Here is a 12,869-nt window from a genome sequence, read left to right as displayed (position 1 = left end):
CGGCCCACGCCGGCTGGTGCCCCGGCACTAGACAAACAGTCGTTCGAGGACGACGGCGATGCCGTCGTCCTCGTTCGACGTCGTGACCTCGTCGGCCACCGCCTTCAGCTCGGGGTGGGCGTTGGCCATGGCGACCCCCCGGGCGGCCCACTGGAACATAGGGATGTCGTTGGGCATGTCGCCGAAGGCGAGGGCGCGCTCACGGCCGAGGCCCAGGTGTTCGGCGGCGAGCGCCAGTCCGGTCGCCTTGGTGATGCCGCACGGCTGGAGCTCCACGGTCCCGGGGCCCGACATGGTGACCGTGGCGAGGGACCCCACCACACCGCGGGCCGCCGCCGCCAGCTCGTCGTCGGACAGCACCGGGTGACGCAGCAGCACCTTGCTGATGGGCGCGTGCCACAGCTCGTCGCGCCGTTCGACCCGTACGGCGGGCAGCGCCGGGTGCGGCATGCGGTACCCCGGCTCGATGAGCGTGAGCCCCTCGGTCCCGTCCTGGTCGACCGCGGCGTACACCTCCCCCACCTCGGCCTCGATCTTGCCGAGCGCGGTCTCGGCCAGCTCCCGGTCCAGGGTGACCGACCACAGCAGACGGTCGCCGCCGGCGTCGTAGAGCTGGGCGCCCTGACCGCACACCGCGAGCCCCTTGGTGCCGAGGACGCCGAGCAGTTCCCGCACCCTCGGCGCCGGCCGTCCGGTCACCACGAGGTGCCGGGCACCGGCGGCCGCCGCCCTCGCGAGCGCGGCGAGGGACCGTTCGGACACGGTGTCGTCGCCGCGCAGCAGCGTTCCGTCCAGGTCGGTGGCGATGAGGGTGTATGCGAGGGCGGCCATGATCAGAGAATACGGATGTCACGACCCGCCGACTCGACCGGAGCCGGACGACTGCGCTCCGAGCCGTCGTTTCCCCCAACTGCGCTGCGAGTGAAAGCCCTTGGGTGCCGCGCGAGAGGGTGCTCAACCGTGCGCCACCGCGAGGTGGCCGGCCGGCCGCGGAACGGGCCGCCCGCATACCGTCGTGGTCTGCCTCAACCGGTCGTGCCACCCCGGCGGTTGGTCCGCCACAGCTGATAGAGGTGCCGGGCACCCGGCCGCACGAAGCGCGCGAGCATCGTCACGAACGGCAGCGGATCGTCACCCGCGAGCCAGGCCAGCTCCGTACCGCTCGCCCTCGCCGGCGCGTGCGGTGTGGTGTAGCCGCTGCGGCGGTAGGCGAGGAGGGCGGGCAGGTCGATGTTCTCCACGACGTAGCGGTGGCCGGTGCGCTGCTCGCCCTCCGGGACGGGGCGCCCGGTCAGGTCGAGGTGCATGGCACGGACGACGTCCACACCCGAATCGCTCTCGAAGAGCCGGAACTGCGCGCCCATGCGCGGATTGAAGTCGAGGAGCTTGTACTGCCCGTCGCGCCGGTCGAAACGCAGGTCGAGGTCGACGATGCCGGTGAAGCCGATCTGCTTGATGAACCGGGCGGCGAGGTCGGCGAGTTCAGGGTTGTCGACGACGTACGCGTTCGCCGTCATGCCCGCGTGCGGCGGCCAGGAGCGGACCTTGACGCCGGTGAACATCGCGAGCGGGGTCGAGCTCCGGTCGAAGTAGGCGTGCACGATCCAGTCCTCGGCCTCCTCCCGCGGCAGGTACTCCTGGAGGATCACGCCGGGCCGCTCGCCCCAGTCGCGGGCCAGGGCCAGCAGGCCCTCCCGGCTGTTGATCCTGGTGGTGCCGTTCACCGCGGGGCTGCTGCGCCGCACGAACGCCTCGCGGTTCTTGGCCACCACCGGGAAGCGGGTCTTCTCGGCGAACGCCACGATGTCCTCGTACGACTCCGGGAACGCGGCCCTGGGGCTCGGGATGCCGTGTTCCACGCACAGTTCGTGCAGGCCCTGCTTGCTGGCCAGGCGACGCGGCAGGCCGGCGGCGACGGGCGGGAAGAGGAAGGGGCCCTTGAGTTCCTCCTGGTGCTCGGCGATCAGGACCGCCGCCTCCTCGTCGGTGGGCACCAGGACGGCGGGACGGCCGATGCGGCGGCCGATCCGCAGCAGACCCTCCACCAGACGGTCCGCGCCCTCCGTGCCCCTGGTCGGCCAGACGAACGCGCGTTTGAGATAACGGGAGGACGCCGCCGGTGTGTAGGCGTCCTCGGTGATCGCGTACATGGGCACACCCAGACGGCCCAGGCTGCGGATCGCGCCCACCCCGCCGTGGTGCAGCGGGTAGTCGCCGAACTTCACGATCAGGCCCGGCACCTCGCGGTCGGCCCGGAAAGGCACACTGACGGCATTCCTGGCCACGGGTCCCCCCACGTGTCCCCCATTGAGCGGACCCACCCCGTCCGCGTCCCCAGAGGACGCTAAGCCGGAATTGCCCCCTCCCACAAGGCCAATTCGGACATTGCAAACTCTTTAGGCACTGCCCAAGACATGCGATGCCCCCGTAACGTGTGGCCCGACCACATGGCATTCCGGAAAGGAAGGCAGCACCCCATGCCCCCCTTCGAGGTCCCCGAGGGCGACCCCTTCGGTCCGCACAACCTTCCCTACGGCGTCTTCTCCCGCGCCGGGTCGCCGGAGAGGACCGTGGGCGTCCGGCTCGGCGACCACGTGCTCGACGCGGGGGCTGCGGCGCGGGCGCTCGGTTCGCCGTACGCCGACCTGCTCGCGCGGCCGAACCTCAACCCGCTGCTGGCCGCGGGCCGCACCGCGTGGTCCGACGTGCGGCGCGCGCTGACGTCGTGGGTGACCGTGCCGGCCCACCGGGAGACCGTCGCGCCCTTCCTGCACCCGCTGCCCTCGGTGACCCTGCACCTCCCCTTCGAGGTGGCGGACTACGTCGACTTCTACGCCTCGGAGAACCACGCCCGGAACGTGGGGCAGATCTTCCGCCCGGACGCCGAGGACTCGCTGACCCCCAACTGGAAGCACCTGCCCATCGGTTACCACGGCCGCTCCGGCACGGTGGTGGTCTCCGGCACGGACGTGGTGCGCCCGTCGGGCCAGCGGAAGGCGCCCACGGACCCCGCGCCGGTGTTCGGCCCCTCGGTCCGGCTGGACATCGAGGCGGAGGTCGGCTTCGTGGTGGGCGCTCCCTCGCGGATGGGGCAGCCGGTCGCGCTCGGCGACTTCCGCGAGCACGTCTTCGGGCTGTGCCTGCTGAACGACTGGTCGGCGCGCGACATCCAGGCCTGGGAGTACGTCCCGCTCGGGCCCTTCCTCGGCAAGTCCTTCGCCACGTCGGTGTCGGCGTGGATCACTCCGCTGGACGCGCTGCAGGAGGCACGGGTGGCCCCGCCGCGGCGGACGCACCCGCTGCTGCCCTACCTCGACGACTCGGCGGAGGAGCCCGGCGGCTACGACCTGCGGATCTCCGTCGCGATCAACGGCCACGTGGTGTCCGAGCCGCCCTTCTCCACCATGTACTGGACGGCCGCCCAGCAGCTCGCCCACATGACGGTCAACGGCGCCTCCCTGCGCACGGGCGACCTGTACGGCTCGGGCACGGTGAGCGGACCGTCCGAGCGCGAGCGCGGCTCGCTCCTCGAACTGACCTGGAACGGCCGCGAGCCGCTGGAGCTCCCGGACGGCAAGCGGGCGTTCCTGGAGGAGGGCGACGTGGTGACGCTCTCGGCCTGGGCGCCGGGCGCGGACGGCGCACGGGTGGGGCTCGGAGAGGTGACGGGCCGGATCGTATCGGGCTGAACCAGGGCCCTGCGGCCCTTGCCCCGCGGGGATTTGATGGTCGCGGACCCCTGACTCCCGGTACCCGCGGCCGTCATACTGGCGGCAGGCCGCGCGCGCCCGGCGCGCCGGCCGGCCGCACAGCACGCTTCACCGCACGACCCCGACACCCGCCCACCTCCCACGAGGATCCGGAGTCCGAGGCATGACTGCCTGCCTGCTCCTGCTGAGCGCCGTCGCCCTGACGCTCGCCGTGCCGGTCCCCCGCACACTGGCCCGGGCGGGATGGCCCGAACGGGAGCCCGTCGTCGCGCTGTGGGTGTGGCAGTGCCTGGTCGCCACCGTCCTGCTGTGCTGCCTCGCGGGGCTGGTGCTGGGCACCGCGGCCGTCTTCGGCACCGTTCACGACCAGGTCTTCGCCCCCGCGCCGCCGGCCGTGACGGCCGCCTACGACCTGTCGGTGGCGCCGGTCTGGGCCGCCGGCCTCACCCTGCTGCTGGCGGGCGGCGCCGCCTGGACCACCGCGATGCTCGCCCGCGAGTTCGTCGAGGCCCGCCGCCGGCGCGGCCTCGCCCGCGCGCACCTGCGCGAACGCGCCCCCGATCTGCCCGCGGGCCTCCCGGCGGCCCGCGGACCGCTGCTGGTGCTGGAGGACGAGTACCCCGACGCCTGGTGGATGCCCGGTCACCCGCCCCAGCTCGTCGTCACCACCGGCGCCCTGCACCGGCTCACCGGCCACCAGCTCGACGCCGTCCTCGCTCATGAGCGGGGCCATGCCCGCGCCCACCACGACTGGCTGCTGCATCTGTCGACCGCGCTGGCGGCCGGCTTCCCGCACATCCCGCTGTTCACGCACTTCTGCGAGCAGAACCACCGCCTGGTCGAACTGGCCGCCGACGACACGGCCTCCCGCCGCCACGGCCACCTCACCACGGCCCTCGCGCTGATCGAGCTCAACCAGCACCGCGGGGTGCTGTCCTGCGCGTCCAGCAACCGGCTGCTGAGCGAGCGGGTGGACCGCCTGCTGCAGCCTCCGCCGCGGCTGGACCGCAGGCGCCGGGCACTGACCACGGCGGTGGCGGCCCTGGTGCCCCTGCTCCCGCTCCTGATCACGTTCGCCCCGGGCCTGACGGCACTGGGCTGAGCGGCGGGCCCGTTGCCGTGTCCGGCGCGGCGGTCTCCAGCCGGCTACATCCAGTCGTCCGGTTCCGGCTCGGGCAGGTCCTCCCACGGTTCCGGCTCACCCGTGCCGGCCGTTCCTGATCCGGCCGTCCCCGTCCCGGCCGTCGAGTCGCCGGACGGGCCGGCCAGCGACTCCAGTACGGCGAGCACGCCTTCCCCGTACGTCGCCAGTTTCTTCTCGCCGACGCCGCCGACCGTGCCGAGCTGTGCCACGGACGTCGGCCGGAGCGCGACGATCTCCCGGAGGGTGGCGTCGTGGAAGATGACGTACGCCGGGACACCCTGCTCACGGGCCTGTTCGGCGCGCCAGGCGCGCAGGGCCTCGAAGGCGGGCAGCAGTTCCTCGGGCAGCTCGGCCGCCGCCGCCCTGGGCTTGCGGTCGTCCCGGGCACCCGAACCCCGCGGGGCGGCGGCCGGCTTCTTGGGCTCCTTGCGCAGCGGCACCTCCCGCTCGCCGCGCAGCACCGACGCGCTGGGGTCGGTCAGCACCAGCGTGCCGTACTCGCCCTCGACCGCGAGCAGCCCCTGCGCCAGCAACTGCCGTACGACACCGCGCCATTCGCCCTCGGAAAGGTCGTCGCCGATGCCGAACACGGACAGCTGGTCGTGGTCGAACTGGATCACCTTGCCGGTGCGCTTGCCGAGCAGGATGTCGATGATCTGGCCCGCGCCGAACTTCTGTCCCCGCTCCCGCTTCAGCCGCACCACCGTCGACAGCACCTTCTGGGCCGCGACCGTGCCGTCCCAGGTCTCGGGCGGGGTCAGGCAGGTGTCGCAGTTGCCGCAGCCGGCCTGGCCCGGCTCCTGGCCGAAGTAGGCGAGGAGCTGGCCGCGGCGGCACCGGGCCGTCTCGCACAGGGCGAGCATCGCGTCCAGGTGGGACTGGGAGCGGCGGCGGAACGCCTCGTCGCCCTCACCGGACTGGATGAGCTTGCGCTGCTGTACGACGTCGTTCAGTCCGTAGGCCATCCAGGCCGTCGACGGCTGGCCGTCCCGGCCCGCGCGGCCCGTCTCCTGGTAGTAGCCCTCCACCGACTTGGGCAGGTCCAGGTGGGCGACGAACCGGACGTCGGGCTTGTCGATGCCCATGCCGAAGGCGATGGTGGCGACCACGACCAGGCCGTCGTCACGCAGGAAGCAGGACTGGTGCGCCGCGCGGGTGCCCGCGTCCAGGCCCGCGTGGTACGGCACCGCCTCGACGCCGTTGCGGGTGAGGAACTCGGCCGTCTTCTCCACCGAATTGCGCGACAGGCAGTACACGATGCCCGCGTCGCCCGGGTGCTCCTGGCGCAGGAAGGCCAGCAGCTGCTTCTTGGCGTCGGCCTTGGGCACGATCCGGTACTGGATGTTGGGCCGGTCGAAGCTCGCTACGAAGTGCCGGGCCTGCGGCATGTTCAGCCGCTGGGTGATCTCCTGGTGCGTGGCGTGGGTGGCCGTCGCGGTGAGCGCGATCCGCGGCACGTCGGGCCAGCGCTCGCCCAGCAGGGACAGCGCGAGGTAGTCGGGGCGGAAGTCGTGGCCCCACTGGGACACGCAGTGCGCCTCGTCGATGGCGAAGAGGGAGATCTTGCCGCGGGAGAGCAGGTCGAGCGTGACGTCCAGGCGCAGCCGCTCCGGTGCCAGGTAGAGCAGGTCGAGCTCGCCGGCCAGGAACTCCGCCTCGACCATCCGGCGCTCGTCGAAGTCCTGCGTGGAGTTCATGAACCCGGCGCGCACGCCCAGCGCCCGCAGCGCGTCCACCTGGTCCTGCATCAGCGCGATGAGCGGCGACACCACGACGCCCGTACCGGGTCTGACCAGGGACGGAAGCTGGTAGCACAGCGACTTGCCGCCACCGGTGGGCATGAGCACGACGGCGTCACCGCCCGCCACCACATGCTCGACGACCGCTTCCTGCTCACCCCGGAAGTCCTCGTACCCGAAGACCCGGCGCAGCGTCGCCAGCGCCTCGCTCTCCGTCACCGACACCTCTGTGACACCACCCGTCGCACCCATCGCTCCGCCCCCCGCACACCGTCCTTCAACCACTGCCTCCACGATAGAGCCCCGAACCGACAGCCCCGGAGTTGTCCACAGGTTCCCCCCGGACGCACCAGATCAACGACAGGCAGTCGTTCACACGTGGGAGGGAACCTCGCCCATTGCCGGCCGACAGCATGAAACGCACTCACGAGACTGCCTCCCGTGGAAGCCCCGACGAACACCGCGCCGAAGGCCGCCCAGCTCGCCTGGCCGGTGCCCCCCGAGGGCGGATGGACCGCTGACGACCTGGACCGCCTCCCGAACCTGCCGGCACACACGCAGTTGATCGACGCGAGTCTGGTCCTTCCGTGCCCGCAGTCGGTCTTTCACGAGCGCACGATGAGCTTCTTCGGCCGGGAGCTCGGCAGCGCCGCGCCGCCCGAGCTCGAGGCGCTCTGCAGGTTCACTGTCGACATCGACCGGCAGAACAGACCAGAAACGGACGTGGCCGTTGTCCGGAGCGACGCTCTGAGCAGTGACGATCAGACCCGCGTTCCCGCGATGGCTGTCGTACTGGCCGTCGAGGTCGTCGATCCGGACTCCGTCTCCCGGGACCGCGAGACCAAGCCGCTGAAGTACGCGCGGGCGAAGATCCCTTACTACTGGCGGGTCGAGAACGAGAACGGCCGCGCCGCTGTGCATGCCTTCGAGCTGGAACCGACGACCGGCGCCTACACCAGCGTGGGCATCTTCAGGGAGCGGATGAAGGTGGACACCCCGTTCTCCGTGGACCTGGACCTCACAAGGATCAGGACGCGCCACGGCGGGGGCCGGTAGGTCCGCACGCAGCGGAACGCGGTGGCCCGGCCCCCACCAGGGGACCGGGCCACCGCGTTCCGGAGCCGCCTCAGCGTGCGAACACTCCCGCCTGGTTCGCCAGGTCCAGGAAGTACTGGGGGGCCACGCCCAGGACCACCGTGACCGCCACGCCCACGCCGATCGCGGTCATCGTGAGCGGGGACGGAACCGCCACCGTCGGGCCCTCCGGGTGGGGGTCGCTGAAGAACATCAGCACGATGACGCGGATGTAGAAGAAGGCCGCGATCGCCGACGAGATCACACCGATCACGACCAGCGGCACCGCGCCGCCCTCGGCCGCCGCCTTGAACACCGCGAACTTCCCGGCGAAGCCGGAGGTCAGCGGAATGCCCGCGAAGGCCAGCAGGAACACCGCGAACACGGCCGCCACCAGCGGGGAACGCCGGCCGAGACCCGCCCACTTGGACAGGTGGGTCGCCTCGCCGCCCGCGTCGCGCACCAGCGTGACCACGGCGAACGCGCCGATCGTCACGAAGGAGTAGGCGGCCAGGTAGAAGAGGACGGACGAGACGCCGTCCTTCGAGGTCGCGATGACACCGGCGAGGATGAAGCCCGCGTGGGCGATCGACGAGTACGCGAGCAGCCGCTTGATGTCGGTCTGCGTGATCGCGACGATCGCACCGCCCAGCATGGTGATGATCGCGACCCCCCACATGACCGGCCGCCAGTCCCAGCGCATCCCCGGCAGGACGACGTACAGCAGCCGCAGCAGCGCGCCGAAGGCCGCCACCTTGGTCGCCGCCGCCATGAACCCGGTGACCGGGGTCGGAGCGCCCTGGTAGACGTCCGGCGTCCACATGTGGAACGGGACGGCGCCCACCTTGAACAGCAGGCCCATCACGACCATCGCGGCGCCGATGAGCAGCAGCACGTCGTTGCCCATGGTGCCCGCGAGCGCCGGGTCGAGGTTCGGCACGTTGCCCTCGACGACCTGCGCGATGCTGGCGTAGGACACCGAGCCCGCGTACCCGTACAGCAGCGCGATGCCGAACAGGGTGAACGCGGAGGCGAAGGCGCCCAGCAGGAAGTACTTGACCGCGGCCTCCTGCGACATGAGCCGCTTGCGGCGGGCCAGCGCGCACAGGAGGTACAGCGGCAGGGAGAAGACCTCCAGGGCCACGAACAGGGTCAGCAGGTCGTTGGCCGAGGGGAACACCAGCATGCCGGCGACCGCGAAGAGCAGCAGCGGGAAGACCTCGGTGGTGGTGAACCCGGCCTTGACCGCGGCCTTCTCGCTCTCGCCGCCCGGTACGGCCGACGCCTGCGCGGCGAAGGAGTCGACGCGGTTGCCGTGCGCCTCCGGGTCCAGTCGCCGTTCGGCGAAGGTGAACAGGGCGACCAGGCTCGCCAGCAGGATCGTGCCCTGGAGGAAGAGCGAGGGCCCGTCGACGGCGATGGCCCCCATGGCCGCGATGTGCGACTTGGTGGTGCCGTACCCGTCCGCCGCGAGCGCGACGACCGCGGCGAACGCCGCGGCGAACGCGACGACGGAGACGAACACCTGCGCGTAGTAGCGCGACTTGCGCGGGACGAACGCCTCGACGAGCATTCCGACGATCGCCGCGCCCACGACGATCAGGGTGGGCGACAACTGCCCGTATTCGATCTTCGGCGCCTCGATCTTCGAGATCGGGTCGGCCGCGGTTGTCCACAGGCTGTGGACGGCTGCTCCGCTCACTTGGCCGCCTCCACTGCGGGCTTCGGGTCGGTCTTGTGTACGTCGGACATGGTCTGCTTGACCGCCGGGTTGACGATGTCCGTGACGGGCTTCGGATAGACGCCCAGGAAGATCAGCAGCACCACCAGCGGGGCCACGACCACCAGTTCCCGCACCCGCAGGTCCGGCATCGCCGAGACCTCCGGCTTCACGGGACCGGTCATCGTCCGCTGGTACAGGACGAGCGTGTACAGCGCGGCCAGCACGATGCCGAGGGTGGCGACGATCCCGATCGCCGGGTAGCGCGTGAACGTGCCGACCAGGACGAGGAACTCACTCACGAAGGGCGCGAGTCCCGGCAGGGACAGGGTGGCGAGGCCACCGATCAGGAACGTGCCTGCGAGCACCGGGGCGACCTTCTGCACACCGCCGTAGTCGGAGATGAGCCGGGAGCCGCGCCGGGAGATCAGGAAGCCGGCGATCAGCATCAGCACGGCCGTCGACAGGCCGTGGTTGACCATGTAGAGCGTCGCTCCGGACTGGCCCTGGCTGGTCATCGCGAAGATGCCCATGATGATGAAGCCGAAGTGCGAGATCGACGCGTACGCGATCAGGCGCTTGATGTCCCGCTGGCCCACGGCGAGCAGCGCCCCGTAGATGATGCTGATCAGGGCGAGGACGAGGATGGCCGGCGTGGCCCACTTGCTCGCCTCCGGGAAGAGCTGGAGGCAGAAGCGGAGCATCGCGAAGGTGCCTACCTTGTCGACGACCGCGGTGATGAGGACGGCGACCGGCGCGGTGGACTCCTGCATCGCGTTGGGCAGCCAGGTGTGCAGCGGCCACAGCGGCGCCTTCACCGCGAAGGCGAAGAAGAAGCCGAGGAACAGCCACCGCTCGGTGCTCGTCGCCATGTGCAGCGAGCCGCCGGCGCGCGCCTGCGCGATCTCGGAGAGCGAGAAGCTCCCGGCGACCGCGTACAGCCCGATCACCGCGGCCAGCATGATCAGACCGCCGGTGAGGTTGTAGAGGAGGAACTTCACCGCCGCGTACGACCGCTGGGTCGACGCCGTCTCCTCACCGTGCTCGTGGGCACGGTCCCCGAAGCCGCCGATGAGGAAGTACATCGGGATCAGCATGGCTTCGAAGAAGATGTAGAAGAGGAAGACGTCGGTGGCCTCGAAGGAGATGATCACCATCGCCTCGACGGCCAGGATCAGCGCGAAGAAGCCCTGTGTCGGCCGCCAGCGGCGGCTTCCTGTCTCCAGCGGGTCGGCGTCGTGCCAGCCGGCCAGGATCACGAACGGGATGAGCAGGGCGGTCAGCCCGACCAGGGCCACCCCGATGCCGTCCACGCCCAGTTCGTACCTGACGCCGAACGACGCGATCCAGGAGTGGGACTCGGTGAGCTGGTAACGGGCGCCGCCCGGGTCGAAGCGGACCAGGACGGTGGCGGCCAGCGCGAGCGTGGCCAGCGAGGCGACCAGCGCGAGCCACTTCGCGGCGGTGCGCCGGGCGGCCGGCACGGCCGCCGTGGCGACGGCCCCGAGGGCCGGGAGCACCGCCGTCGCTGTCAGCAGAGGAAAGGACATCGGTATCAGACCGCCCTCATCAGCAGGGTCGCGGCGACCAGGAGTGCCGCACCGCCGAACATCGAGACCGCATAGGAGCGCGCGAAGCCGTTCTGGAGGCGGCGCATCCTCCCGGACAGGCCGCCGACCGAGGCCGCCGTGCCGTTGACGACTCCGTCGACCAGGGTGTGGTCGACGTAGACCAGGGACCGCGTGAGGTGCTCGCCGCCGCGGACCAGGACGACGTGGTTGAAGTCGTCCTGGAGCAGGTCCCGCCGGGCGGCCCGGGTGAGCAGCGACCCGCGCGGGGCGACGACCGGGACCGGCTTGCGGCCGTACTGGGCCCAGGCGATGGCCACGCCGATGACCAGGCACACCATCGTCGCGCCGGTGACGGTCCACGCGCTGAGCGGAGAGTTGCCCTCGCTGTGCCCGGTGACCGGCTCCAGCCAGTGCAGGAAGCGGTCGCCGATGCTGAAGAACGCGCCGCCCAGGACCGACCCGACGGCCAGCACGATCATCGGGATCGTCATGGCCTTCGGCGACTCGTGCGGGTGCGGCTCGTTGCCGTTCTCGTCGGGCTGCCAGCGCTTCTCGCCGAAGAACGTCATCAGCATCACGCGCGTCATGTAGAACGCCGTGATGGCCGCGCCCAGCAGGGCCGCGCCGCCGAGGATCCAGCCCTCGGTGCCGCCCTTGGCGAAGGCCGCCTCGATGATCTTGTCCTTGGAGAAGAAGCCGGACAGGCCCGGGAAGCCGATGATGGCGAGGTAGCCGAGGCCGAAGGTGATGAAAGTGACCGGCATGTACGAGCGCAGACCGCCGTACTTGCGCATGTCCACCTCGTCGTTCATGCCGTGCATGACCGAACCGGCGCCGAGGAACAGCCCGGCCTTGAAGAAGCCGTGCGTCACCAGGTGCATGATCGCGAAGACGTAGCCGATGGGGCCGAGGCCCGCGGCCAGCACCATGTAGCCGATCTGCGACATGGTCGAGCCGGCCAGCGCCTTCTTGATGTCGTCCTTCGCGCAACCGACGATCGCACCGAACAGCAGCGTGACCGCGCCGACGACGGTGACCACGAGCTGCGCGTTCGGCGCCGCGTTGAAGATCGCGGCGGAGCGGACGATGAGGTAGACGCCCGCCGTCACCATCGTCGCGGCGTGGATGAGGGCCGAGACCGGGGTCGGGCCCTCCATCGCGTCCCCGAGCCAGGACTGCAGCGGCACCTGGGCGGACTTGCCGCACGCGGCGAGCAGCAGCATCAGCGCGATGGCGGTGAGCTTGCCCTCGGTGGCGCCGCCCACGAGACCGGGTTCGGCGTGGGTGCCGAGCAGCGGGCCGAAGGCGAAGGTCCCGAACGTCGCGAACATCAGCATGATCGCGATGGACAGGCCCATGTCGCCGACCCGGTTGACCAGGAAGGCCTTCTTCGCCGCGGTCGCCGCGCTGGGCTTGTGCTGCCAGAAGCCGATCAGCAGGTAGGAGGCGAGACCGACGCCCTCCCAGCCGACGTACAGCAGCAGGTAGTTGTCGGCGAGGACGAGCAGCAGCATCGCCGCGAGGAACAGGTTGAGGTAGCCGAAGAAGCGGCGGCGCCGCTCGTCGTGCTCCATGTACGCGACCGAGTACAGGTGGATCAGCGAGCCGACGCCGGTGATCAGCAGGACGAACGTCATCGACAGCTGGTCGAGCCGGAACGTGATGTCCGCCTGGAAGCCGGACACCGGGATCCAGCTGAACAGGTGCTGGGTCAGGGTCCGCTGGTCCGCGCTCCGGCCGAGCAGGTCGGCGAAGAGGACCAGGCCGATCACGAAGGAGACGGCCGCGAGCAGGGTGCCGAGCCAGTGGCCGACGGCGTCGAGCCGCCGGCCGCCGACCAGGAGGACGGCCGCTCCGAGCAGGGGCGCCGCGATCAGCAGCGCAATCAGGTTCTCCACGATTACTCCGACC

At 70.9% G+C, this 12,869-nt stretch carries 9 protein-coding genes; 3 read left to right on the top strand and 6 right to left on the bottom strand.

The window, feature by feature from the left end:
* Nucleotides 1–27: 27 nt before the first annotated feature.
* Nucleotides 28–834, bottom strand: coding sequence for an HAD family hydrolase (locus OIE49_RS20875; protein WP_401743695.1), 807 nt, complete (start codon nt 832–834; stop codon nt 28–30).
* Between the two features lie 191 nt (nt 835–1,025).
* The gene (locus OIE49_RS20870) at nt 1,026–2,264 is read right to left on the bottom strand and encodes a carboxylate--amine ligase (protein ID WP_100569683.1); all 1,239 of its coding nucleotides are present in this window, start codon (nt 2,262–2,264) and stop codon (nt 1,026–1,028) included.
* A gap of 213 nt (nt 2,265–2,477) precedes the next feature.
* Here OIE49_RS20870 and fahA point away from each other — a divergent pair, with 213 nt between their 5' ends.
* Together fahA and OIE49_RS20860 are read left to right on the top strand one after the other, a co-directional pair.
* Complete coding sequence (gene fahA, locus OIE49_RS20865) at nt 2,478–3,689, top strand: fumarylacetoacetase (protein WP_326803626.1); 1,212 nt, start codon at nt 2,478–2,480, stop codon at nt 3,687–3,689.
* A gap of 184 nt (nt 3,690–3,873) precedes the next feature.
* Nucleotides 3,874–4,812, top strand: coding sequence for a M56 family metallopeptidase (locus OIE49_RS20860; protein ID WP_100569681.1), 939 nt, complete (start codon nt 3,874–3,876; stop codon nt 4,810–4,812).
* A 44-nt stretch (nt 4,813–4,856) separates the two neighbouring features.
* Here the strand turns inward: OIE49_RS20860 and recQ are convergent, their stop codons facing one another.
* Entirely contained in the window at nt 4,857–6,845 is a 1,989-nt protein-coding gene (recQ, locus tag OIE49_RS20855; RefSeq protein WP_326803625.1) for a DNA helicase RecQ, read from the bottom strand.
* Between the two features lie 189 nt (nt 6,846–7,034).
* On the opposite strand from recQ, the gene OIE49_RS20850 reads away from it, so the two are divergent.
* On the top strand, nt 7,035–7,649 hold the full coding sequence (locus tag OIE49_RS20850) for a Uma2 family endonuclease (RefSeq protein WP_326803623.1): 615 nt from the start codon (nt 7,035–7,037) through the stop codon (nt 7,647–7,649).
* A gap of 70 nt (nt 7,650–7,719) precedes the next feature.
* On the opposite strand, the gene nuoN is transcribed toward OIE49_RS20850, so the two are convergent.
* The 3 genes from nuoN to nuoL are packed head-to-tail and all read right to left on the bottom strand — an operon-like array spanning nt 7,720 to nt 12,856.
* Nucleotides 7,720–9,369 (bottom strand): NADH-quinone oxidoreductase subunit NuoN, encoded by a 1,650-nt coding sequence (nuoN, locus tag OIE49_RS20845; RefSeq protein ID WP_326803622.1) that lies wholly within the window; start codon nt 9,367–9,369, stop codon nt 7,720–7,722.
* Nucleotides 9,366–10,937, bottom strand: a complete 1,572-nt coding sequence (locus OIE49_RS20840; RefSeq protein ID WP_326803621.1) for an NADH-quinone oxidoreductase subunit M — start codon at nt 10,935–10,937, stop codon at nt 9,366–9,368. Before OIE49_RS20840 ends, nuoN begins: the two co-directional genes overlap by 4 nt.
* Before the next feature lie 5 nt (nt 10,938–10,942).
* Nucleotides 10,943–12,856 carry an NADH-quinone oxidoreductase subunit L gene (nuoL, locus tag OIE49_RS20835; RefSeq protein ID WP_326803620.1) on the bottom strand — a complete coding sequence of 638 codons (1,914 nt, stop codon included), beginning with the start codon at nt 12,854–12,856 and terminating at the stop codon, nt 10,943–10,945.
* Between the last annotated feature and the right edge of the window lie 13 nt (nt 12,857–12,869).

The sequence above is a fragment of the Streptomyces sp. NBC_01788 genome (assembly GCF_035917575.1).
Taxonomy (GTDB): Bacteria; Actinomycetota; Actinomycetes; order Streptomycetales; family Streptomycetaceae; genus Streptomyces.
This window is presented reverse-complemented; position numbering and strand designations above follow the sequence as displayed.